General features: G+C 71.4%; 26 protein-coding genes. 4 read left to right on the top strand and 22 right to left on the bottom strand.

Translation table 11 applies throughout. The features are described 5' to 3' along the window. Positions 1-35 precede the first annotated feature (35 nt). Both BJ984_RS06855 and BJ984_RS06850 read right to left on the bottom strand, forming a co-directional pair. A complete protein-coding gene (locus BJ984_RS06855) occupies positions 36-1,583 on the bottom strand; it encodes an SDR family NAD(P)-dependent oxidoreductase (RefSeq protein ID WP_271206435.1) in 1,548 nt (515 codons plus the stop codon). 16 nt (positions 1,584-1,599) lie between these two features. Continuing rightward, entirely contained in the window at positions 1,600-2,109 is a 510-nt protein-coding gene (locus tag BJ984_RS06850) for an 8-oxo-dGTP diphosphatase (RefSeq protein ID WP_179547391.1), read from the bottom strand. 56 nt (positions 2,110-2,165) lie between these two features. Here BJ984_RS06850 and BJ984_RS06845 point away from each other — a divergent pair, with 56 nt between their 5' ends. Beyond that, positions 2,166-2,393 (top strand): hypothetical protein, encoded by a 228-nt coding sequence (locus tag BJ984_RS06845; RefSeq protein ID WP_179547390.1) that lies wholly within the window; start codon positions 2,166-2,168, stop codon positions 2,391-2,393. A 93-nt stretch (positions 2,394-2,486) separates the two neighbouring features. Continuing rightward, complete coding sequence (locus tag BJ984_RS06840) at positions 2,487-2,753, top strand: TraR/DksA family transcriptional regulator (protein ID WP_179547389.1); 267 nt, start codon at positions 2,487-2,489, stop codon at positions 2,751-2,753. Positions 2,754-2,834: 81 nt separating this feature from the next. On the opposite strand, the gene BJ984_RS06835 is transcribed toward BJ984_RS06840, so the two are convergent. The 3 genes from BJ984_RS06835 to BJ984_RS06825 form a co-directional block, all read right to left on the bottom strand. After that, positions 2,835-3,158 carry a hypothetical protein gene (locus BJ984_RS06835; protein ID WP_179547388.1) on the bottom strand — a complete coding sequence of 108 codons (324 nt, stop codon included), beginning with the start codon at positions 3,156-3,158 and terminating at the stop codon, positions 2,835-2,837. A 4-nt stretch (positions 3,159-3,162) separates the two neighbouring features. Continuing rightward, complete coding sequence (locus BJ984_RS06830) at positions 3,163-3,681, bottom strand: amino-acid N-acetyltransferase (RefSeq protein WP_173183266.1); 519 nt, start codon at positions 3,679-3,681, stop codon at positions 3,163-3,165. A 90-nt stretch (positions 3,682-3,771) separates the two neighbouring features. Beyond that, a complete protein-coding gene (locus BJ984_RS06825; RefSeq protein WP_179547387.1) occupies positions 3,772-6,288 on the bottom strand; it encodes an ATP-dependent Clp protease ATP-binding subunit in 2,517 nt (838 codons plus the stop codon). 121 nt (positions 6,289-6,409) lie between these two features. Between BJ984_RS06825 and BJ984_RS06820 the strand changes: the two genes are divergently transcribed. Continuing rightward, positions 6,410-7,432, top strand: a complete 1,023-nt coding sequence (locus BJ984_RS06820) for a pirin family protein (RefSeq protein WP_179547386.1) — start codon at positions 6,410-6,412, stop codon at positions 7,430-7,432. A gap of 4 nt (positions 7,433-7,436) precedes the next feature. Here the strand turns inward: BJ984_RS06820 and cls are convergent, their stop codons facing one another. Genes cls through lysS form a run of 4 tightly spaced genes read right to left on the bottom strand, consistent with a single transcriptional unit; the run spans position 7,437 to position 10,894 of the window. Beyond that, positions 7,437-8,909 (bottom strand): cardiolipin synthase, encoded by a 1,473-nt coding sequence (cls, locus tag BJ984_RS06815; protein ID WP_179547385.1) that lies wholly within the window; start codon positions 8,907-8,909, stop codon positions 7,437-7,439. Between the two features lie 46 nt (positions 8,910-8,955). Further along, positions 8,956-9,135 carry a hypothetical protein gene (locus tag BJ984_RS06810; protein WP_228507631.1) on the bottom strand — a complete coding sequence of 60 codons (180 nt, stop codon included), beginning with the start codon at positions 9,133-9,135 and terminating at the stop codon, positions 8,956-8,958. Between the two features lie 29 nt (positions 9,136-9,164). Beyond that, positions 9,165-9,362, bottom strand: a complete 198-nt coding sequence (locus BJ984_RS06805) for a hypothetical protein (RefSeq protein ID WP_179547384.1) — start codon at positions 9,360-9,362, stop codon at positions 9,165-9,167. A gap of 11 nt (positions 9,363-9,373) precedes the next feature. Next, positions 9,374-10,894 carry a lysine--tRNA ligase gene (lysS, locus tag BJ984_RS06800; RefSeq protein ID WP_179547383.1) on the bottom strand — a complete coding sequence of 507 codons (1,521 nt, stop codon included), beginning with the start codon at positions 10,892-10,894 and terminating at the stop codon, positions 9,374-9,376. Positions 10,895-10,992: 98 nt separating this feature from the next. Between lysS and BJ984_RS06795 the strand changes: the two genes are divergently transcribed. Beyond that, a complete protein-coding gene (locus BJ984_RS06795) occupies positions 10,993-11,454 on the top strand; it encodes a hypothetical protein (protein ID WP_179547382.1) in 462 nt (153 codons plus the stop codon). A gap of 18 nt (positions 11,455-11,472) precedes the next feature. On the opposite strand, the gene panC is transcribed toward BJ984_RS06795, so the two are convergent. The 13 genes from panC to hpt all read right to left on the bottom strand — a co-directional run bounded on the left by panC (position 11,473) and on the right by hpt (position 22,641). Continuing rightward, positions 11,473-12,384, bottom strand: coding sequence for a pantoate--beta-alanine ligase (gene panC / locus BJ984_RS06790; RefSeq protein WP_179547381.1), 912 nt, complete (start codon positions 12,382-12,384; stop codon positions 11,473-11,475). A 128-nt stretch (positions 12,385-12,512) separates the two neighbouring features. Then, positions 12,513-13,220 (bottom strand): Rossmann-like and DUF2520 domain-containing protein, encoded by a 708-nt coding sequence (locus BJ984_RS06785; RefSeq protein ID WP_179547380.1) that lies wholly within the window; start codon positions 13,218-13,220, stop codon positions 12,513-12,515. Then, entirely contained in the window at positions 13,217-15,097 is a 1,881-nt protein-coding gene (locus BJ984_RS06780) for a PH domain-containing protein (protein WP_179547379.1), read from the bottom strand. The genes BJ984_RS06785 and BJ984_RS06780 overlap by 4 nt, the downstream gene beginning before the upstream one ends. Before the next feature lie 10 nt (positions 15,098-15,107). Then, positions 15,108-15,713, bottom strand: coding sequence for a PH domain-containing protein (locus BJ984_RS06775; RefSeq protein WP_179547378.1), 606 nt, complete (start codon positions 15,711-15,713; stop codon positions 15,108-15,110). Continuing rightward, positions 15,710-16,180 (bottom strand): DUF3180 domain-containing protein, encoded by a 471-nt coding sequence (locus BJ984_RS06770; RefSeq protein ID WP_179547377.1) that lies wholly within the window; start codon positions 16,178-16,180, stop codon positions 15,710-15,712. The genes BJ984_RS06775 and BJ984_RS06770 overlap by 4 nt, the downstream gene beginning before the upstream one ends. After that, positions 16,177-16,722, bottom strand: coding sequence for a 2-amino-4-hydroxy-6-hydroxymethyldihydropteridine diphosphokinase (gene folK / locus BJ984_RS06765; RefSeq protein ID WP_179547376.1), 546 nt, complete (start codon positions 16,720-16,722; stop codon positions 16,177-16,179). The genes BJ984_RS06770 and folK overlap by 4 nt, the downstream gene beginning before the upstream one ends. Next, positions 16,719-17,252: a dihydroneopterin aldolase gene (gene folB, locus BJ984_RS06760; protein WP_179547375.1), complete on the bottom strand. Its 534-nt coding sequence runs from the start codon at positions 17,250-17,252 to the stop codon at positions 16,719-16,721. The genes folK and folB overlap by 4 nt, the downstream gene beginning before the upstream one ends. 26 nt (positions 17,253-17,278) lie before the next feature. Continuing rightward, complete coding sequence (gene folP / locus BJ984_RS06755; protein WP_179547374.1) at positions 17,279-18,142, bottom strand: dihydropteroate synthase; 864 nt, start codon at positions 18,140-18,142, stop codon at positions 17,279-17,281. Beyond that, the gene (folE, locus tag BJ984_RS06750) at positions 18,139-18,834 is read right to left on the bottom strand and encodes a GTP cyclohydrolase I (RefSeq protein WP_179547373.1); all 696 of its coding nucleotides are present in this window, start codon (positions 18,832-18,834) and stop codon (positions 18,139-18,141) included. Before folE ends, folP begins: the two co-directional genes overlap by 4 nt. Positions 18,835-18,841: 7 nt before the next feature. After that, entirely contained in the window at positions 18,842-20,854 is a 2,013-nt protein-coding gene (gene ftsH / locus BJ984_RS06745) for an ATP-dependent zinc metalloprotease FtsH (RefSeq protein WP_179547372.1), read from the bottom strand. A 137-nt stretch (positions 20,855-20,991) separates the two neighbouring features. Continuing rightward, the gene (locus BJ984_RS06740) at positions 20,992-21,651 is read right to left on the bottom strand and encodes an Ig-like domain-containing protein (RefSeq protein WP_179547371.1); all 660 of its coding nucleotides are present in this window, start codon (positions 21,649-21,651) and stop codon (positions 20,992-20,994) included. Continuing rightward, positions 21,648-22,019, bottom strand: a complete 372-nt coding sequence (locus tag BJ984_RS06735; RefSeq protein WP_179547370.1) for a hypothetical protein — start codon at positions 22,017-22,019, stop codon at positions 21,648-21,650. Before BJ984_RS06735 ends, BJ984_RS06740 begins: the two co-directional genes overlap by 4 nt. Positions 22,020-22,086: 67 nt before the next feature. Beyond that, positions 22,087-22,641 (bottom strand): hypoxanthine phosphoribosyltransferase, encoded by a 555-nt coding sequence (gene hpt, locus BJ984_RS06730; protein WP_179547369.1) that lies wholly within the window; start codon positions 22,639-22,641, stop codon positions 22,087-22,089. Positions 22,642-22,711: the final 70 nt, after the last annotated feature.

The raw sequence follows: 22,711 nt of genomic DNA, 5'->3' as shown, positions 1-22,711 counted from the left end.
CGCGCCCATTCGTGTGGCGGCGAGGCCGGGCCGCATCACCAGGCGGCGGGCGCGTAGTCCTTCAGGAAGACGCCGAACAGGTCGTCGCCCGCCTCGCCGCGCACGATCGGGTCGTAGACCCGCGCGGCGCCGTCGACGAGATCCAGCGGGGCGTGGAACCCCTCCTCGGCGAGGCGCACCTTGGTGGGGTGGGGTCGCTCGTCGGTGATCCACCCGGTGTCGACGCTCGTCATCAGGATGCGGTCGCTCTCGAACATCTCCCGCGAGCTCGTGCGGGTGAGCATGTTCACCGCCGCCTTCGCCATGTTGGTGTGCGGATGCCCCGGCCCCTTGTACCCGCGGGCGAACACGCCCTCCATGGCGCTCACGTTGACCACGTAGCTCCGCCGGGCCGGGCTCGCCGCGAGGGCCGGCCGCAGCCGGGAGATCAGGATGAACGGCGCCGTGGTGTTGGCCAGCTGCACCTCGAGCATCTCGAGCGGGTCGACCTCGTCCACGCGCTGGGTCCAGGAGTTGACGTCGTGCAGGTCGGGCACGAGCCCGCCCGCGTCGATCGCGGTGCCCGCCGCGTGCCGAGCCAGCGAGCTCGATCCGGGTGCCAGCGCCTGCGCCGTGAGATCGTCGGCCCGCGCCGCAAGCAGCCCGGCCCGGGCGCTGATCGCATCGGCCGCCGCGGTGAGCCCGTCGGCCTGCGCCGCGGCCGCGGCGAGGATCGGATGCGCGCTCACCGAGCGGGCCAGCGCCTGGGGGTGCTGGTCGTTGGTGTGGCCGAAGGTCACCAGCTCGGGGAGGGGCCCGTCGGGCAGCGGGGCGAGCTCGGCGTCGACGAGGGGCTGATACGCACCCGGCGACCGCCGCACGGTCTGAGTGGCGTTGTTGATCAGGATGTCGAGCGGCCCGGCGGCGGCGACCTGGTCGGCGAGCCCGATCACCTGGGCCGGGTCACGGAGGTCGATGCCGACGACGGTCAGTCGGTGCATCCACTCGGACGCATCGGGCAGACTCGCGAAGCGGCGCACCGCGTCGCGGGGGAAGCGGGTGGTGATGGTGGTGTGGGCGCCGTCGCGGAGCAGCCGGAGGGCGATGTGCATGCCGATCTTGGCGCGGCCGCCGGTGAGCAGGGCGCGCCGGCCGGTGAGGTCGGTGCGGGCCTCCCGTTTGGCGTGGCTGAGGGCTGCGCAGGAGGGGCAGAGCTGGTGGTAGAAACCGTCGACGAGCGTGTACGGCTGCTTGCAGATGTAGCACTTGCGCGCCTTCAGCAGCGTGCCCGCCGTGGCCGCCGTTCTCGACCCGCCGATGGCCAGGCCCCGGGTCTCGTCGTCGATGCGGTCGGGGGCGCCGGTGGCCGTGGCGGCCACGACGATGCGGTCGGCCTGGGCGATCTCGGCCCGGATCTCGCGGCGCCGCTTGTGCTTGACCGCCTTCACCATCTTCGCCGTCGCCCGGCGCACGGTCACGAAGTCGGGGTGGTCCTCGTCGAGCTCCACCATGTCGGCGAGCACCTTCAGGGCGATCGCGAGCTCGGCCGGGTCGATGGCCTCCGGAGAGGCGGCGGAATCGGTCAGGTCGGTCGTGGAGGGCACACGCGATTGTACGGGCTCAGCGGCCGTGGTACGCCGGGTCGTGCAGTTCGTGGGAGCTGACGGTGGCGCAGTCCTCCCCGAAGGTGAAGTCGCCGAGCACCCGCTCCCCCGCGAGCACCGCGGGCAGCCAGTACTTCGCGTCGTCCCACATCGCATGAAGCGGCAGCTCGTCGATCGGGAACCAGTCGGGCGAGACCTCGTCCGACTCCTGCGGCTCACCGGAGAAGCGCGAGGCGACGAAGACGGTCGAGTCCTGGCTCCAGTTCTCCCGGTACGGGAACGCGAACTTCACCAGGCCCATCTCGGTCAGGTCGCCGGGTTCGACCAGGAGGCCGGACTCCTCCTCGATCTCCCGCACGATCGCCTCGAGCGCGGTCTCGCCGGGCTCGAGCTTGCCGCCGAGACCGACGATGTTGCCCGAGCCGAGGCCCGTCTTCTTTCGACCGAGCAGCACCTCGGTGCGGCCGTCGGCACCCGCGCGCGTGAGGAACGCGACGCAGACCTGGTAGGGCGAGACGGGAGACACCCGTGGATCGTATCCCGCCCATGTGTTCGGAATGTTTCGGGCGTACGCTCGAGCGCATGAGCACCTTCATCGAACCCACCGAGCCCGAGTCCTTCGAGCACAACGGCCAGAAGCCCGAGGTCGACGTCACCGAGGCCGAGGCCCTGGACTCCGAGAACGTGGCCGCTCGCGCGAACGGCGACGAGAGCGATGAGCCCGACTCCTTCGACGAGAACCTCGAGCAGGAGTTCAAGGAGTTCATCGGCGACGCCGAGCCCGCCGACGGTCCCGCGCCCGCGGGCTGACGACCGGACGCGATCACGAGCGACGACGTCCGGGCCCGTCTCGAGCGCGCGCACGACGCGGCGCGCGCCGACATCACCGAGCTGACCGAGACGATGGCGACGCTCCGCAGCACGCGGGAGACGTCGCCCGACGACGACGAGCACGACCCCGAGGGGCCGACGCTGTCGAGCGAGTGGTCGCGCATCCGGGGCCTGCTGCTCGCCGCCGAGCTGCGCCTCGGTGAGACGGATGCGGCGCTCGCCCGCGTCGACGACGGCAGCTACGGCGTGTGCCTGGTCTGCCATCGCCCGATCGCGCCGGGCCGCCTCGAGGCGCGGCCCACGGCGTCGCTCTGCGTCGAGTGCGCCTCGCGCCTCTGAACGGTCAGCCGCGAGCCGTCTGCCGCGAGCCGTCAGCCGCGAGCCATCTGCCACGTCAGGCCGAGCCGGGTGCGCAGGCCCTCAGTCGGCCCGCTTCTCCCCGCCGAGCTCCCACGGCAGCTCGCCCTCGAGCTCGACCGGCTCCTCGGGCGGCTCGTCGAAGCCGCCCGGTCGCTGCACGCGCCCGAAGAAGCCCATCTGGTTCACCTTCGGCCGAGCGGATGCGGCCGGGCCCTCATCGGCGCCGGTCTCGCCGGCCGGGCGCCGGCCGTAGAAACGGTCGCGCAGCCGCTGGTTGAAGCTGCGGTGGTCGGCGGGGTCGGTGTCGCCGCGCATCCGCTCGTCACCGACGCTGCCGGAGTCGTCGCTGCCGCGGTCGTCGCCGTCAGGCCCGCGCTCGCTCATCTCATCACCTCAGGTGCTTCAGCATGCGGGTGTTGCCGAGGGTGTTCGGCTTCACGCGGGCGAGGTCGAGGAACTCGGCGACACCCTCGTCGGGAGAGCGCACGAGCTCGGCGTAGACCTCGGGGTCGACGAGCGAGAGCGGCGACGCGGTGTAGCCGTTGCGCTCGAAGAAGGGCACCTCGAAGGTGAGGCAGAACAGCTTCGAGAGGCCGAGGTCGAGTGCGTCGGCCTCGAGCTGCTGCAGCAGGGCACTGCCGACACCCTGGCCGAGCCAGCCGTCGTCGACGGCTAGGGTGCGCACCTCGCCGAGGTCCTCCCAGAACACGTGCAGGGCGCCACAGCCCACGGGTGTGCCGTCGGGAGCCACCGCGATGCGGAACTCCTGCACGGCCTCGTAGAACACGACGGCGTCCTTGCCGAGCAGGATTCGTCGCTGCACCAGGGGCTCCACGAGACCTTGGATCCACGGGACGTCACTGGTGCGCGCCCGCCGCACGGTCACGGGCGTCTTCTGCTCTGGCATCCGACCAGCGTAACCTCCTGGCGGTGCGGGGCGTGCCGGGAACGACGAAGGGCCGGGCACCGTGAGGTGTCCGGCCCTTCGAGGGGGTGACTAGTCGAGGTCGCCGAGAGCGGCGGCCGCCGCGGCCGAGGAGGCCGAGGCGTCTGCGCCCGCACCGATCGCGACGGGCTCGCGCGACGTCGTGACGAAGGTGAAGGCACCGTTCTCGAAGTCGACGTGCACGTGGTCGCCCGCGTTGAGCTCACCCTGCAGGATGCGCTCGGACAGCTGGTCCTCCACCTCGTGCTGCATCGCGCGGCGCAGCGGGCGCGCACCGAGCGAGGGGTCGAAGCCGACCTCGATCAGGCGCTCCTTCGCGGCGAGCGTGAGCTCGATCGTGAGGTCGCGGTCGAGCAGGCGGTCGCGGAGGCGCTTGATGAACAGATCGACGATCTGCAGCAGCTCCTCCTTGTCGAGCTGAGGGAACACGATGGTGTCGTCGACGCGGTTCAGGAACTCGGGCTTGAAGTTCTTCTTCAGCTCCTCGGAGACCTTGCCCTTCATGCGCTCGTAGGACGTCGCGGTGTTGCCGGTGGCCTGGAAGCCGATCGGCGCGCCCGTGATGTCCTTCGTGCCGAGGTTGGTCGTCATGATGATGACCGTGTTCTTGAAGTCGACGACGCGACCCTGACCGTCGGTCAGGCGTCCCTCCTCCAGAACCTGCAGCAGCGAGTTGAAGATGTCGGGGTGGGCCTTCTCGATCTCGTCGAACAGCACCACGGAGAAGGGCTTGCGGCGCACCTTCTCGGTGAGCTGGCCGCCCTCCTCGAAGCCGACGAACCCGGGAGGGGCACCGAACAGTCGCGAGACTGTGTGCTTCTCGCCGTACTCCGACATGTCGAGGGAGATCAGCGCGTTCTCGTCGTCGAACAGGAACTCGGCGAGCGCCTTGGCGAGCTCGGTCTTTCCGACACCCGTGGGGCCGGCGAAGATGAACGAGCCCGAGGGGCGCTTCGGGTCCTTGAGCCCGGCGCGGGTGCGGCGGATCGTGCGGGACAGGGCGGCGATGGCCTCGTTCTGGCCGATGACCCGCTGGTGCAGGGCCTTCTCCATGAACACGAGGCGAGCCGACTCCTCCTCGGTGAGCTTGAACACCGGGATGCCCGTGGCCTGGGCCAGCACCTCGGCGATCAGTCCCTCGTCGACGATGCCGGAGGTCTGCACCTCGCCGGCCTTCCACTGCTTCTCGAGTCGCAGACGTTCGCCGAGCAGGTTCTTCTCCTCGTCGCGGAGCGAGGCGGCCTTCTCGAAGTCCTGATCCTCGATCGCGGCCTCCTTCTGGCCGCGCACGGCGGCGATGCGCTCGTCGAACTCGCGCAGCTCCGGCGGGGCGGACAGGATCGAGAGGCGAAGGCGTGCGCCCGCCTCGTCGATCAGGTCGATCGCCTTGTCGGGGAGGAAACGGTCCTGCACGTAGCGGTCGGCCAGGTTCGCCGCGGCGACGATGGCGCCATCGGTGATCGAGACCTTGTGGAACGCCTCGTACTTGTCGCGCAGCCCCTTCAGGATGTTGATCGCGTGGGGCAGCGACGGCTCGGCCACCTGGATGGGCTGGAACCGGCGCTCGAGCGCCGCGTCCTTCTCGAAGTGCTTGCGGTACTCGTCGAGCGTCGTGGCACCGATGGTCTGCAGCTCACCACGGGCGAGCAGCGGCTTCAGGATGCTCGCCGCGTCGATCGCGCCCTCGGCCGCACCCGCACCCACCAGGGTGTGGATCTCGTCGATGAACGTGATGATGTCGCCGCGGGTGCGGATCTCTTTCGTGACCTTCTTCAGGCGCTCCTCGAAGTCACCGCGGTAGCGGGAACCGGCGATGAGCGAGCCGAGGTCGAGCGTGTAGAGCTGCTTGTCCTTCAGCGTCTCGGGCACGTCGCCGCGCACGATCGCCTGGGCGAGGCCCTCGACGACGGCGGTCTTGCCGACGCCGGGCTCACCGATCAGCACGGGGTTGTTCTTGGAGCGGCGCGAGAGGATCTGCATGACCCGCTCGATCTCCTTCTCGCGGCCGATCACGGGATCGAGCTTGTTGTCGCGCGCAGCCTGTGTGAGGTTGCGCCCGAACTGGTCGAGGATCTGCGAGCCCTTGTCGGGGGCCTGGTCGTTGCCGCCGACCGCGACCTGCTCCTTGCCCTGGTAGCCCGACAGCAGCTGGATGACCTGCTGGCGCACCCGGTTGAGGTCGGCGCCCAGCTTCACGAGCACCTGGGCTGCGACGCCCTCGCCCTCGCGGATGAGCCCGAGCAGGATGTGCTCGGTGCCGATGTAGTTGTGGCCGAGCTGCAGCGCCTCGCGGAGCGAGAGCTCGAGCACCTTCTTCGCGCGGGGCGTGAAGGGGATGTGCCCGGTGGGCTGCTGCTGGCCCTGGCCGATGATGTCCTGCACCTGCTCGCGCACGGCGTCGAGCGAGATGTTCAGCGACTCGAGCGCCTTGGCGGCGACACCCTCGCCCTCGTGGATGAGACCGAGCAGGATGTGCTCGGTGCCGATGTAGTTGTGGTTGAGCATCTTGGCTTCTTCTTGCGCCAAGACGACGACGCGACGGGCTCGGTCGGTGAATCTCTCAAACATGTCTGTCTCCTTGGTCGCCAGGGCCGGTGGTTGGCGACCGATAGGAAGAGACTAACCAGCGAAGCAGGGCCAGACAGCCCCTGTTCGCCGTGGGCGTGACGGCAGAACGTAGGATGCGAGCATGAGCAACCTCGAGCGCCGTCCCGACGAGACCTGGGCCGCCTGCGACACCGCCACGAGCGCCGCTCCGCCCGAGATCGTGACCGCCCGCGAGGTGCCGCTCGGCGGCCCCCGTGCCATGACCGTGCACCGCACGCTGCCGAGCAAGCAGCGCACGATGGTGGGCGCCTGGTGCTTCGCCGACCACTACGGGCCGTCGACGGTGTCGGAGACCGGCGGCATGGTCGTTCCGCCGCATCCGCACACCGGGCTGCAGACGGTGAGCTGGCTGTTCGAGGGCGAGATCGAGCACCGGGACAGCGTCGGCAGCCACGCGATGGTGCGGCCCGGCGTGCTCAACCTGATGACCGCGGGCCGGGGCATCTCGCACTCGGAGGTCTCGACGCCGGCCGCCACGGTGCTGCACGGCGTGCAGCTCTGGGTGGCGCTGCCCGAGGCGTCGCGCCAGAGCGAGCCGTTCTTCGAGAGCCACGAGGCCGTCGAGGTGCAGGTGGCGGATGCCCGGCTCAAGGTCTTCGTCGGTGAGCTCGCGGGCGCCGGCGTTCCGGCCACCACCTTCACCCCGCTCGTCGCCGCCGAGATCATGCTGCCTGCAGGCGGCTCGGTGGAGCTGCCCGTCGACCCCTCCTTCGAGCACGGCGTGCTCGTCGACGCCGGCCCCGTCTCGGTGGACGGCGTCACCGCCACCCGCACCGAGCTCGCCTACGTCGGAGTCGGGCGCAGCACCCTGTCGCTCCGCGCGGGCGACGAGCCGGTGCGCGTCGTGCTGATCGGCGGCGAGCCGCTCGGGGAGAAGATCCTGATGTGGTGGAACTTCGTCGGCCGCAGCCACGACGAGATCGTCGCCTACCGCGCGGCGTGGCAGCGCGAGTCGGGTGCCGCCGAGCCTGACGGGTCGTCGCCCCCGGCCGCCGCCGAGCATCCGGATGCCCGCCCGCGCTTCGGCGCGAGTGACCACCACTTCGAGGGCTCACCGCTGCCGGCGCCCGTCCTCCCCGCCGTTCGCCTGCAGCCCCGCCCGTAAGGCTCTACTGCAGGCCCGAGGTGAGGCGGGCGAGGTTGTCCAGGACGGTGGAGCGGAGCGGCTGCTTGTGCCACTCGTCGAGGGTGAGCTCGCGGCTGACCTTTCGGTAGCCGTCCTCGACGCCGCGCATCGCCGTGACGAAGTCGCGGCCGCGCACCATCAGCGAGACCTCCATGTTGAGGCTGAAGGAGCGCATGTCCATGTTGCTCGAGCCGATCACCGCGACCTCGTCGTCGATGGTGAAGTGCTTGGCGTGCAGGATGTACGGCGACTGGTACATGTAGATGCGCACGCCGGCGCGCAGCAGCACCTCGTAGTACGAGCGCTGGGCGTGGTAGACGAGGGCCTGGTCGCCGATCTCCGAGACGAAGAGGTCGACCGTGACCCCGCGCTGGGTGGCGGTGGTGATCGCGTAGAGCATGGCGTCGTCGGGCACGAAGTAGGGGCTCGTGATGACGATGCGCTCCTGCGCGTTGTAGAGCAGCGCCAGGAACAGGCGCAGGTTGTTCTCGCCGTCGAACCCGGGGCCCGAGGGGACCACCTGCATGTCGAGGGCATCCGGCTCGTCGTCGATGATCTCGTCGGTGATGGCGCGCGTCTCGCGGAGCAGCAGCTCGTTCGACTCGCTGTACCAGTCGGTGATGAAGATGGCGTTGATGCCGGCGACGATCGGGCCCTCGAGGCGGGTCATCAGGTCCTTCCACATCAGCCCGCGGCGGAGGTTGCTCTTCTTGTTGTAGCTGCGATCGACCACGTTCTGCGAGCCCATGTAGGCGACGTCACCGTCGATCACGAGGATCTTGCGGTGGTTGCGCAGGTCGGGGCGCTGCCAGCGACCCTTCAGCGGCTGCACCGGCAGCATGAAGTGCCACTTCACCCCGATGCGGTCGAGCATCTTCACGGTCTTCTTGTGCCCGGGAGCGCGCACCGAGGCGATGTGGTCGAGCAGCACCCGCACGGTGACGCCGCGCTTCACGGCCGCCTCGAGCGCCTCGAAGAAGGGCTTCGTTGTCGTGTCATACGACAGGATGTAGAACTCGGCGTGCACGTAGCGGCCCGCCTTGTCGATGTCGGCGGTCATCTGACGGATGCTCTCGTCGTAGTCGCCCACGAGGGTGGCGTTGTTGCCGCCGACGAGGGGCATCGCGCCGAGGGTGCGGTTCAGTTCGACGACGTTCTTGAACCACGGAGGCCAGGGTGTGTTCTCGCTGACGCGCTCGATGCCCTCGGTGGTCTCGACGATGAACTCGTTGATGGCGTGCTGCTTGTCGCGCCGCGACTTCGGCAGCTTGTACGAGCCGATCAGGAGGAACAGCAGGAAGCCCACGTAGGGGATCAGGAAGATGGTCATCAGCCAGGCGATGGCCGTCGACGGCCGGCGGTTGCGCGGGATGACGATGATCGACCCGATGCGGATCGCGAGATCGAGCAGGAGGAGCAGGAGCGCGACGATGAGCGCGACGTCTCCACCTGTCACTGCGGCCTCCTCGGTTGCCCTCAGAGCTACCGTATCGGTCTGGCGGCTACTCCGCGGACGCCTTGGCCGGCAGGCCGAGCCGAGCGCGCTCCTCGGCCTCGATCTTCGCCTTGGCGCGACGCTCGGACTTGTCGGCCCGGAGCACCGCGCGCATGATGAACCAGAACACGAGCCCGATCAGTACGGTCGGGGCCAGTGCGGAGAGCGCGGGCAGAAGGACGTCCATGTCCTCCATGGTACGTGCTCGGTCGCGGCTCAGTGCGTGAGGATGCCGAAGATGCCCGAGCCCACCAGGTAGAGCCCGACGCCGCCCACGATGATCCAGATCGCGATGCGCGTGGGCGTTGGCTTGTTCGGGTCGCCGGTGCCGTCGCCGCGGCCGCCCTCGTTGTTCTCGCGCTCGCTCTTCCCGGGCTCGAGGGGATCGTTCTTCTTGCCGCCGAACATGCTCATGCCGGACTCCTCTACTTCACCAGGGGGAACAGGATGGTCTCGCGGATGCCCAGGCCCGTCAGCGCCATGAGCAGCCGGTCGATGCCCATGCCCATGCCTCCGGACGGGGGCATGCCGAACTCGAGGGCGCGCAGGAACTCCTCGTCGAGGCGCATGGCCTCGACGTCGCCCGCGGCGGCCTGCTTCGCCTGCTCGACGAAGCGCTCGCGCTGGATGACCGGATCGACCAGCTCGGAGTAGCCGGTGCCCAGCTCGAAGCCGTTGATGTAGAGGTCCCACTTCTCGACGACGCCCTCGATCGAGCGGTGCGCGCGAGTGAGCGGGCTGGTCTCGACCGGGAAGTCCATGACGAAGGTGGGGCTCGTCAGATCGGCCTTGACGAAGTGCTCCCACAGCTCCTCGACGAGCTTGCCGTGGTTCGCCAGGTGCACCTCGACGCCCTCGCGGTCGGCGAGCTTCTGCAGCTCGGCGACCGAGGTCTGCGGGGTGATCTCGATGCCGGCCGCCGCGCTCAGCGACCCGTACATGCTGATGCGATCCCACTCGCCGCCGAGGTCGTACTCGGTGCCGTCGGCCCAGGTCACGACGTGCGAGCCCGCCACGGCGAGCGCCGCGTTCTGCACCAGCGTCTGCGTCAGTTCGGCGATCGAGTTGTAGTCGCCGTAGCTCTCGTAGGCCTCGAGCATCGCGAACTCGGGCGAGTGCGAGGAGTCGGCACCCTCGTTGCGGAAGTTGCGGTTGATCTCGAACACCCGGTCGATGCCGCCGACCACCGCGCGCTTGAGGAACAGCTCGGGCGCGATGCGGAGGTACAGCTCGGTGTCGAAGGCGTTGGAGTGCGTGACGAACGGGCGGGCCGCGGCTCCGCCGTGGATCGTCTGCAGCATCGGCGTCTCGACCTCGAGGAAGTCGCGCTCGGCGAACGTCTTGCGCAGCGACGCGTTGGTGAGCGCACGGGTGCGCACCATCTGCCGCGCCCCGTCGCGCACGATGAGATCGAGGTAGCGGCTGCGCATCCGTGTCTCCTCGGAGAGCTCGGTGTGCAGGTTCGGCAGCGGCAGCACGGCCTTCGACGCGATCTGCCACTCGGTGACCATGACGCTCAGCTCGCCGCGGCGCGAGGAGATGACCTCGCCCTTCACGAACAGGTGGTCGCCGAGGTCGACGAGCTCCTTGAAGTCGGCGAGCGACTCCTCGCCCACGTTCGCCTGCGAGACCATGGCCTGGATGCGGCTGCCGTCGCCCGACTGCAGCGACACGAAGCAGAGCTTGCCGGTGTTGCGCAGGTGCACGATGCGGCCCGCGAGCCCGACGATCTCGCCGCTGGTCTCGTCGGCGGCGAGGTGGCCCCATGCGGCGCGCACGGCGGGGATGGTCGTGGTGACCGGCACCGACACGGGGTACGCCTCGGCACCCGACCCGATCAGCTTCTCGCGCTTGGCCAGGCGCACGGCCTTCTGCTCGCTCGCCTCGGCGGCGGCCTCCGCGGCCGTCAGCTCGGATTCGGTGGGCGGCGTCTGGGCGTCAGTCATTCGAACGGGTCTCCTCGAGGTCGGCCCCAGTTTACCGGGCCGCACGGGGCGGCTAGGGTCGAGCCAGGGGTGCGGGGGCACCCGGCAGGGGGAACCGGATGCTCGACGCACGCACCACGGCCCGCCGACGCGCGGGCGCCGCCCTCCTGGCCGCCCTCGGCACCGCCCTCCTCGCGAGCTGCACCTCCGCGTCGCCCGCCCCGGAAGCCGCTCCCTCCCCGTCGCCCACGCCCACCGCGACGCCCACTCCGACCGCCACGCCCGTCAGCGCCTCGGGCACCGGCCCCGGCGAGGTCGAGGTGCAGAACCCGTACTACCCGATCGTGGAGGGGCGCGAGTGGATGGGGATGGACGTATCGTTCTCGTGCGCCGGCGACGGTCCGTTCGACGTGCGCATCCCCGGCACCGGCGCGTTCACGGGCAGCAGCACGTGTTCGGTGCGCGGGAGCAGCGACTTCCTGATCGAGCAGTCGAAGACGAGCTACCGGGTCGTCATCACGGTCGACGAGGGCGTCGACTGGACGTTCACCGGGCTGCTCACCCCACCGCACGGCCCCTGAGACGGCGCCCCGGCGGGGTCAGCGGCCGAGGTAGAGGGGGGCGTTGTCGATGAGGCGGGTGTCGCCGACGCGGGCCGCGACGATGGCGCGGGCCGGGCCCGTGTAGTCGTCGTCGACCGGGAGGAAGGTGTCGGGGTGCACGACCGCGAGGTAGTCCATCGCGACGAGCTGCTCGCCCATGGCCGCCGACTGGGCGGCGGCGAGCACGGCGTCGATGCCGCGGTCGGACGCCGAGACGGCGGCCTCGAGCACGTGCGGCAGGGTGACGGCGGCGCGGCGCTCCCGGGCGTCCAGGAAGCGGTTCCGGCTCGACAGGGCCAGGCCGTCGTCGTCGCGAACGGTCTCGACCTCCTCGACGGCGACGGGGAGGTTCAGGTCGGCGATCATCCGGCGCACGAGGAAGACCTGCTGCGCATCCTTCTCACCGAAGAGCACGAACTGCGGCCCGACGATGTTGAGCAGCTTCGCGACGACCGTGAGCACACCGTCGAAGTGTCCGGGGCGGCTGCGGCCCTCGAACAGGCCGCCGACCTTGCCGGCGGTGACGCGGGTGGCGGTGTCGCCGCGGGGGTAGATCTCGGTCACGTCGGGGGCGAAGACGAGGTCGGCGCCGTGTCCGGCGAGGGTCGCCAGGTCGGCGTCGAGGTCGCGGGGGTAGCGCTCGAGGTCGGCGGGATCCGTGAACTGGAGCGGGTTCACGAAGACCGACACCACGACGATGTCGGCGAGCTCCGCCGCGCGGTCGACGAGGGCGAGGTGGCCCTCGTGCAGGGCGCCCATGGTGGGCACGAGGGCGACGCGGGGTCGTGCATCCGTCGCCGCGCCGGCGACGTCGCCCGCGAGCGTCTCGAGCCGGCGCCGCACGTCGTCGATCGTCGTGGCGACGACCGGGAGATGGGGGGCGAGGGCGGCGGTTTCGGCCTGGGTCACCGGGGGAACTCCTTCGCTGTCGGCCGCCTGCCTCGCAGACCGCCACGACGATGCTACCTGGGCCGGGCCGCTCAGCGGCCCACTGCTCTGCGGCCCGGGCTGCTCACCGGCCCGGGCTGCTCAGCTGCTCAGACCGGGGGGATGCCGCCGCCCGCCCGCGCGAGGGCGTTCTCGACGGCCGAGCGCACGAGGGGGGCGAGCACACGCCCGGGGGCGTCGACGCCGATGGCCTCGAGCAGCCCGGCGGCCTGGTCGACGATGGCGCTCGAGAAGGTCGTGGCGGTCTCGACGGCCTCCGCGTAGGCCGGGCGGTCGGCCTCGGCGACGATCACCGGCTCGCCGCCCATCTCGACCACGAGGGCCTGCGCGATGGGCAGCACGGGGGTGGGGGCGGTGACGGCGAAGTGGGTTCCCGCGAGGCGGGCGAGGTCGACGCTGGTGCCGGTGAACGACATGGCCGGATGCACGGCCAGCGGGATCACGCCGGCCCCCCTCGCGGCGGCGAACACGTCGGCGCCGAACTCGGGGGCGGTGTGCAGCACGAGCTGTCCCATCTGCCAGGCACCCGTCTCCGCCAGGCCCGCGATGAGGGCGGGGAGCTCGGCCGAGGGGACGGCGATGAGCACCAGCTCGCTGCGCTCGACGAGCTCGGGGATGGGGAGGATCGGGGCTCCGGGGAGCATCACCTCGGCCCGCTCGCGGCTGGCGTCGGAGATCGCGGAGACGCCGACGATCGCGTGGCCGGCGTTCGCGAGGGCGGCGCCGAGCACGGGGCCGACGCGGCCGGCGCCGATGATGCCGACGCCGAGGCGGCCGGTGCGCTCGGAGGGTCTCATCGGGGGTCTCCTTCGGGGGTGGGAGGGGAGGCGATGGGTCTGGTGGCCCAGCGGTGGGAGGTGTCGGTGGAGGCGGCGTCCACGACTCGGGTGGCCCAGAGCTCGAAGGCGGCGGTGCCCGCCACGCGGTCTGCCGCCGGGACGGTGGCGCGGACGGGGCCCGCGACGGTCTGCACGGCCAGGTCGACGAGGTCGAGCATCCGGAGCAGGGGGCCCTGGGTGATGCGGAGGCTCTGCACGCGGGCCAGCGGGACGACCGAGAGGTGGCGCCAGACGAAGCCCGAGCGCAGCAGGATCGCGTCGTCGGTGACGGCGAATCCGGTGCGGCGCCACGAGAACGGGCGGATCGGCCAGGCGCGGCGCGGGGCGTCGGTGAAGCCCTCTCCGGCGCGGGCGGTGATGCCGGCGAGCACGATGTCGCGGGTGCTGGCGGGGAGGGCCGACGCGTCGGCGTCGGTGGGCGCGGCATCGGCGTCGGTGGGCGCGGCGTCGGCGTCGGTGGGCGCGGCATCGGCGGCGGGCTTCGCGAGGGACGGGAGGAGCAGGCCGAGCACCGTGCGCACGTCGTCGAGCGTGCCCACGGGGAGCATCGTGGTGCTGGTCTGCGCCGAGCCCTCGCCGGCGGCGCCCGCGCGGTTGATGCGGATCATCCACCAGCCGGCCGGCCGCCAGAGCAGCGGCTGGCTGACCTCGATCGCGTGGATGCGCCCGGGCGGCAGTGTGTCGTTGCTCGTGGAGAGCAGCCCGAAGCCGACCCGCACGCCGTCGGGCGTGCCCGCGATGCTGTAGCGCAGCGACTTCGTGAAGCGGTTGAAGTAGTAGCCGATCGCCGCGGCCAGCCCCGGCACGATGAGGACGACGAACAGCTCCCGCCGCCCGAGCATCGAGCTCACCACGATGAACACCGCGACGATCAGCAGCACCACGGTGAACCCGCTCAGCACGAGCGACATGATCAGGCGGCCCGGCGGGATCTTCACGACCGACTCGGGGGCGGCCAGGGCGGGGTCGAGCTCGGGGGCGAGCAGTTCGCGCATCCGCTGGTTGACCAGGCCGGGGTGGTGATCGGATGCGCCGGCCGCTCCGCCCGGGCGAGGCCCCTCGTGAGCGGGGTCGACCTGGACGCCCGGGTCTGCGCCCCCCTCGGTGCCCGCGGGCGCGCCGGCCGCCGCCTGGGCCGCGGCCACCGCCGCCGGATCGAACGGCAGCGCGATCGGCGCCCCCGTCGCCTGCGCCCGGGCGAGCTGCGCGCCCGACGCGAGCAGCAGCACGTCGCGGCGGAGGGCGTCGGCCTGGGCGCTGCCGAGGTAGGCGAGCTGGACCTTGGCGTCCTGTCCGGCGACGCTGACCTCGAGGCGGGCGGCGCCGAACAGGCGGGCGAAGAACGGGCGCGAGATCGAGACGCCCTGGATGCGGTCGAGGCGGGCCCGGCGGTGGGTGCGGAAGAGCACGCCGCTGCGCACCTCGACGACGTCGTCGCCGACGCGGAAGGTGTGCATCCGCCAGGAGACGTAGAAGCTGACGACGCCGACCACCAGCGCCACGACGGCGATCAGCGAGAGCCAGCCGATCTGGCCGCGCTCGTAGGCGGTCTGCAGAGGGTCGCCCGGCAGCTCGGGGGCGCCGAACACCCAGTCGACGAGCCGCTCGCGGAAGTTGGCGAGCACGAAGCCGAGGATCGCGATCAGCACGATGCCGCCCCGCAGCAGCGGTGTCGCGGGGTGCAGGCGGTGCCACTCGCCGTCGGTGAGCTCGGTGGCCGTGCGCTGCCGGTCGGGCTCGGCCGCGGGAGGGGTCGCGGCGGCGGCGGCCGGCTCGACGGCGGGCGGGGTGGTGTCGTCCGAGGGGTCGGAGGGCCGCGCATCCGGAGCCGTCATCGGCACGGCCTCACAGGCCGACGCGTCGCGACTCGGCGAGCTCGACCAGGCGGTCGCGCAGCGCGTCGGCGTCGGCGGCGACGAGCCCGGGGATCGCCACGCCCGTCGCGGCGGCCGCCGTGACGAACTTGAGCTCGGCGAGGCCGAGGGCCCGGGCGACGGGGCCGCGGTTGATGTCGATGAGTTGCATGCGTCCGTAGGGCACCGAGACGACGCGGTGGAACATGATGCCGCGGCGGAAGACCAGGTCGTCGGCGCGCAGCCGGTAGCCGATCGCCCGCACCCGGCGCGGGGCGAGGGCCAGTGTGACGATCGTGATCACGACGGCGACCGCGAGCGCCGGCCAGCCGAACCAGGTGCGCAGCAGGATGAACGGCACGGTGACGGCGCAGAGCACCAGCCCGCCGACGAGGCTCGACACGAGCTCGACGCCCACGAACTTCGGGCTGACGCCGCGCCAGCCGTCGCCGATCGCGTCTGCCCCCGCGTGCGCCGCGTCGGGCGCGGCGGGGTTCGGCGCGGTGGGGTTCGGCGCGGTGGCGTCAGGCGCAGTGGCGGGGTCGGGGGCGGCAGCCGGGTCGGGCGGGACGGGGTCGCCCGCCGTCAGTCGGCTCATGCGGCACCCGCCTCGGCCGGGTCGTCGGGCTCGTCGGGCGGGAGGGTGCAGAGGCGCTCGGCGACGAGGCCGGCCACCAGCAGGGCGACCCCCGAGACCGCCGCGGCGATGCCCGGCCAGATCGAGCCGACGTCGGCGATGACCGGACGGGTCGTGAGGAAGATCACGATGCCCGCCGAGAGCCCTGCGATCAGGCTGCCGACGAGGCTCGACGCCTTGGCCAGGACGACGGTGCGCATGGCGCGGAACGGATTGATGCGCGTGGTCGACCGCCCGCGCAGCGCCCGCGCGATCGGGATCGCCAGCACCACCACGATCGCTGCCGCCGCCACGAGAGTGACCGTGAGCGTGTACGGCGGGATCAGCACCGGCTGCCCCGCCGACGCGAGCGCCACCTCCAGCACGAAGCCGAGGGCGAGCCCGACGGCCGCGAAGGCCACCAGGGTGAGCGGACGGGTGTGCCTCACCGCGACTCCCCCACGTAGGGGCGCAGGGTGTTCTGGGGGATGGAGGTGAGCAGAGCATCCGCTCGACCGATGCCGGGCAGGGTGGCGTTCGGGTCGATCTCGAGCCACGGGACCAGTACGAAGTCGCGCTCGGCCGCGCGCGGGTGCGGAAGGGTGAGGCGCGGGGTGTCGCGCACGATCGAGGCGAAGGTGACGATGTCGACGTCGAGGGTGCGGTCGCCCCAGCGTTCGGTGCGCACGCGGCCGTGCTCGTGCTCGATGCGGTTGACCTCGCCGAGGAGCTCCTCGGGGTGCAGGCTCGTGCGGATGGTGGCGGCGGCGTTGAGGTAGCCCGGCGCGTCCACGTCGATGCCCTGGGGCTTCACGGCGACGGTCTCGTAGAGCCGCGAGACCTTCTCGACCACGATGCCGGGGGTGGCGCGGAGGTCGTCGACCGCGGCGAGGATCGTGGCCTCGCGGTCACCGAGGTTGCTGCCGAAGGCGAGCACCGCCGGCAGCCGGATGATGCGGCGCTCGACGCTGCCGATGGGACGGGGGTTCATGCGGGGGCCGTTCTCGTGGGGCTGGGAGCGGGCGTGGGGGCGGCCGGGGCGGCCTCGGGCGGCGTCGCGGTGGGAACGGGCGCGGTCCGGGCATCCGCGGCGGGCGGCGGCACGGGCACGGGCGGTGGCACGGGCACGCGGCGGCGGGTGATCGTGACGCTGACGTCGGCGAAGGGCACCGTGATGGGCGCGTCGGGCTTGTGCACGACCACGCGCGTCTGCCGCACCGGCGGATGCGCGAGCACCACGCCGGCCACCCGCTCGGCCAGCGTCTCGATCAGGTCGACGGGGTCGCCCGCCACCGCGGCCGCGATCTCCTCGGCGAGCTCGCCGTAGTGCACCGTCTGCGCGAGGTCGTCGCCGCCGGCCGCACCCGCGGTGTCGAGCCACAGCTGCACGTCGAGCAGGAACAGCTGACCGTTCTCGCGCTCGAAGTCGAAGACGCCGTGGTGCGCGAACACCTCGAGCCCCGTCAGCGTGAGCACGTCGAGCTCGTCGATCGTCGGCTGCGTGACCCGCTCCGTCGTCATGTGAACCAGGATGCCCTCCCCCGCCGTCATCGTCGCCGCCCCGATCCCGGCCGCTCGGCCGTGCTGCCCGTCGCAGCCGCCGCGGCGCCGCCGTCCCGTCCGCGGATCCACGCCTCGGCCACGTCGACCGCACCCCGCGTGAGCGACACGTCGTGCACCCGAACCCCCCACGCCCCGGCGTTCACCGCGAGCGCCGCCACCGTCGAGGATGCCAGATCCCGCTCGACCGCGGTGGCCCCGCCGGGCACGAGCTCGCCGAGGAACCGCTTGCGCGACGCCCCGATCAGCACCGGCAGCCCGAGGCCGACGAGGCGGTCGAGCCGCCCGAGCACGGCCCAGTTGTGGTCGGCGTTCTTCGCGAAGCCGAGCCCCGGGTCGAGGATGAGCCGCTCGGGGTCGACGCCCTTCACGATCAACTGGGCGGCGCGCAGCTCGAGCTCCGACACCACCTCCGCCACCACGTCGCGGTAGCGGGCGAGTTCGTTCATGCCGTCGCTCGGCCCGCGCCAGTGCATCACGACGAAGCGCGCGTCGCTGCCGACGATCAGATCGTCCATCTCGGGGTCGGCGAGACCGCCCGAGACGTCGTTGATGATCGTCGCGCCGGCCTCGATGGCGGCGGCCGCGGTGGACGCGTTCATCGTGTCGACGCTCACGGTGACGCCCTGGGCGACGAGGTCGCGCACGACCGGCAGCACGCGCCGTCGCTCCTCCGAGATCGCGACCCGCTGCGCCCCCGGCCGGGTCGATTCGCCGCCCACGTCGATGATGTCGGCACCGCGCGCGACCATCCCGAGGGCGTGCTTCACGGCGGCGTCACGGTCGATCCAGAGCCCGCCGTCGCTGAACGAGTCGGGTGTGACGTTCAGGATGCCCAGGATGCTGGTCACGCGCCGGCCCCCGTCCCGGCGCCTGTCGGCTCGGAGGGCGTCGCGGCGAGACCGCCCTCGACGGGCCGCCGCGGGGCCGCGATGAGCGCGGTGAGTTCGGCGCGGGCGGCCGGATCGGCGAGCTCTCCGCGGGCTGCGAGGGTGAGGGTGGTGCTGCCGGTCTGGCGGGGGCCGCGCGCCGTGACGCAGCCGTGGCGGGCGTCGAGCACCACGAGCACCCCGCGGGCTCCGAGACCGCGCTGCAGCGCATCCGCGATGTCGTCGGTGAGGCGCTCCTGCAGCTGGGGGCGGGAGGCGGCCGACTCGACCACGCGCACGACCCCGCCGAGGCCGGCGACCTGCTCGCCGGGCAGGTACGCCACGTGGGCGACGCCCTCGAACGGCAGCAGGTGGTGCTCGCAGACCGAGCGGAAGGCGATGTCGCGGATGAGCACGGGACCGGACGGCTGAGCATCCGCTCGCCCGGACGGTGCACCTGATGCACCCGCTCCGCCCGGCGCACCCGCCTCACCGGCGGTGAACGTGGTGCCGAGCGCGTCGGCCGGGTCGAGACCCGTGCCCGCGTAGAGCTCGGCGAGCAGCTCCCCGACGCGGCGAGGCGTGTCGACGAGACCCTCGCGGCCCGGATCGTCTCCGATGGCGGCGAGGATCTCGCTGACGGCGGCCTCGATCCTGCCGCGGTCGACGGTCACGTGACGCCTAGGCGGTGGCGGGCCGGGGGTTGATGCGCGGACTGCGCTTCGACTTCGACTCCGGTTCCGGCTCGGAGTCGACACCGCCGTCGACGGCGCCGCCGTCGATGGGGGCCTTCGCGGTGGGGAAGGCCACCGGCGGCAGCGTCGACACGGGACGGTTCTGGCTCGACAGCCACTGCGGGCGCGCCGGGAGCTTCTTGATACCGGTGAAGATCTCGGCCAGCTGGTCGTGGTCGAGCGTCTCCTTCTCGAGCAGCTCTGCCGCCAGGCGGTCGAGGATCTCGCGGTTGGCGTTCAGCACCTGCCACGCCTCGTCGTGCGCCGCCTCGATGAGGTTGCGCACCTCGGCGTCGACCTGCTGGGCGAGGTTCTCGGAGTAGTCGCGCTCGTGGCCCATGTTGCGGCCGAGGAACATCTCACCCGAGGCGCTGCCGAGCTTCACGGCGCCGAGCGAGGCGGTCATGCCGTACTCGGTCACCATCTTCTTGGCCGTGCCGGTGGCCTTCTCGATGTCGTTCGAGGCGCCCGTGGTCGGGTCGTGGAACACGACCTCCTCCGCGACGCGGCCGCCCATGGCGTAGGCGAGCTGGTCGAGCAGCTCGTTGCGGCTGACCGAGTAGCGGTCTTCGAGCGGCAGCACCATCGTGTAACCGAGGGCGCGGCCACGGGGAAGGATGGTGACCTTCGTGACCGGGTCGGTGTTGTTCATCGCCGCCGCCACCAGGGCGTGCCCGCCCTCGTGGTAGGCCGTGACCAGCTTCTCCTGGTCGCGCATGATGCGGGTGCGGCGCTGCGGGCCGGCGATGACGCGGTCGATCGCCTCGTCGAGGGCGCGGTTGTCGATCAGCTGCGCGTTGCTGCGCGCGGTGAGCAGCGCGGCCTCGTTCAGCACGTTCGCCAGGTCGGCGCCGGTGAAGCCGGGCGTCTTGCGGGCGACGACCTCGAGGTCGACGCCGGCGGCCAGCGGCTTGCCGCGGCCGTGCACCTCGAGGATCTTCTTGCGGCCGTTGAGGTCGGGGGCGTCGACGCCGATCTGGCGGTCGAAGCGGCCCGGGCGCAGCAGCGCGGGGTCGAGGATGTCGGGGCGGTTGGTCGCCGCGATCAGGATGACGTTCGTCTTGACGTCGAAGCCGTCCATCTCGACCAGCAGCTGGTTGAGCGTCTGCTCGCGCTCGTCGTGACCGCCGCCCATGCCGGCGCCGCGGTGGCGGCCGACGGCGTCGATCTCGTCGATGAAGATGATGGCGGGCGAGTTCTCCTTCGCCTGCTGGAACAGGTCGCGCACGCGGCTCGCGCCGACACCGACGAACATCTCGACGAAGTCGGAACCGGAGATCGAGTAGAACGGCACGCCGGCCTCACCCGCGACGGCGCGGGCGAGCAGGGTCTTGCCGGTTCCGGGAGGGCCGTACAGCAGCACGCCCTTGGGGATGCGGGCGCCGACCGCGAGGAACTTGGCCGGCTCCTTCAGGAAGTCCTTGATCTCCTCGAGCTCCTCCAGCGCCTCCTCGGCACCGGCGACGTCGGCGAAGGTGACCTTCGGCGACTCCTTCGAGACGAGCTTCGCCTTCGACTTGCCGAACTGCATGACCTTGTTGCCGCCGCCCTGCATGCCCGAGAGCATGAACCAGAAGAAGGCTCCGATCAGGAGGATCGGCAGCAGCAGACCGAGGGCCGACAGCAGCCAGTTCGGCTGGGGCACCTCGTCGTTGAAGCCGTCGGCGGGCTCGGCGGTGGTGACCGCGTTGACGACCTCTTCACCGCGCGGGGCGACGTAGTAGAACTGCACCTTCGTGCCGTACTTGTCGTCGGCGTTCGCGAGCGTCATGTCGACGCGCTGCTCGCCGTCGATGATGGTCGCCTCGGAGACCTTGCCGCTCGAGAGGAACCCGAGCCCCTCCTGCGTGGTGACCTGCTGGTAGCCGCCGCCGGTGATGAGGCTGAACCCGATCCAGAGCGCGATCGCGCCGAGCAGGATGTAGGGAATGGGAGATCGAAGGATGCGTTTCGCGTTCATGACTCTTCTACGCTCGGTGTGCCGGTGGCGGCGGCACGATGCCTATGTCGTGCTGCAAGGGTACCCGTCGCGGACTGGGCGCCGCCTCCATGTTCCCCGTGGGCGTAACGGTGCCCGAACGCCCTCCCGACCCGCCCTCAGCCCACCTCCAGCGTGACCGTCACCGCGTTCGAATAGGCGCCGTCGTCGGGCCCGGTGAGCCGGTAGCGGATGGTGTCGACTCCCGCCGCGCCGGGTCTCGGGGTGTAGACGAACGATCCCGTGACCGTGTCGATCTCGATCGTGCCGAGCGCCGGCGGGGTGGTCCCCTGCTGGATCAGCCAGCCCTCCGTCGGCACCTCGTCGTTCGCGAGCAGGCCCACCGGCGACTCGAACCGGGCTCCCGCGGGCACGGCGTAGGCGTCGGCCCGTGCCACCGCGGGCGCGACGACCTCCACCTCGAAGCCTGTGCGGTACATCGACGGGCGGCCCCCGATCGTCACCACCGCCCAGATGGTGTCGACGCCGAGGAATTCGGGATTCGAGCGATAGCTCACCCGTCCATGGTCGTCGATGATCGCGTCGCCGTGCTCGGCGACCATCAGCAGCGGCCGCGGGATCATCGACGTGCACCACGTCGAGAGCCGCGTGGTGAGCAGCGACACCACCTTCTGCGGCGGGTCGGCCGTCGTCTCGCACGTCGGCCACGGCAGAAGAGCGGATGCCCGACCCGGCGCCGCGCCCAGGCCCACCCCCACCAGCAGAAGTGCGGCGACGGGCACCGCGAGCACCCGCCACCCGGGCCGAGCAGCCCTCATCGCTCGACCAGGCCCACCAGGATGACGGCCGACGGCCCGGTCGGATCGCCCGCCAGATGGACCGTGAGCTTGTCGTAGCCCGGCCCGACCTCGTCGGCCCGGTAGTAGAGGGTGCCGAAGACCGGCACGACCTCACCGACCAGCGTGGTGACGGCGAGTGGGGCTCCGGTGGGGCTGGAGCAGCGCGTGAGGAGCGGCGTGAACTCACCGACCACGACGACCTGGCGCACCCCGGTGAGGGATTCGCAGTGCGGAGTGCGGGGGTCGGCGAACGTGGTCTCGGCCGCCGCCGGTGAGGCCGCCACGAGGGCACTGAGGCAGGTCAGCGCGAGAGCGGCTGCGAGGGAGGTTCTGAGCAGTGAGCGCATGGGACGGCCTTTCGTCGGCCCACCCGTGAGGAGGCTAGCGCATCCGCTTGCTTAAATCGAGTGTTGCTCAGGAATAGATGTGCGGAGCCAGCACACCGATCGACTTGAGGTTGCGGTACCGCTCGGCGTAGTCGAGGCCGTAGCCCACGACGAAGGCGTTCGGGATGTCGTAGCCGACGTAGCGCACGTCGATCTCCACCTTGACGGCCTCGGGCTTGCGGAGCAGCGCGCAGATCTCGACCGAGGCGGCACCGCGGCTGCGGAGGTTCGCGAGCAGCCAGGAGAGGGTGAGCCCGGAGTCGATGATGTCCTCGACGATCAGCACCTTGCGACCCGTGATGTCGGTGTCGAGGTCTTTCAGGATGCGCACCACACCGCTCGACTGCGTGCCCGAGCCGTAGGACGAGACGGCCATCCAGTCCATGTTGAGCTGCAGGCGCAGCTCGCGCGCGAGGTCGGCCATGACCATCACGGCGCCGCGGAGCACGCCGACGAGCAGCACGTCGTCATCGTCGTCGTAGTCGGCCTCGATGCGCCGGGCGAGCTCGGCGATCTTCTCGGCGATCTGCTCCTCGGTGAGCAGCACCTCGGTGATGTCGTCGCGGACGTCGTCGATGTCCATGCAGATCCTCTCGGGTCTCGTGTTGCGGGTCTCGTGTTGCGGGTCTCGCGGTGCCGATTCGGACGCCGGC

This window comes from Herbiconiux flava (genome assembly GCF_013409865.1).
Lineage (GTDB): Bacteria > Actinomycetota > Actinomycetes > Actinomycetales > Microbacteriaceae > Herbiconiux > Herbiconiux flava.
Note: the sequence above shows the minus strand (reverse complement) of the source record. Positions and strands in the feature narration are given on the sequence as shown.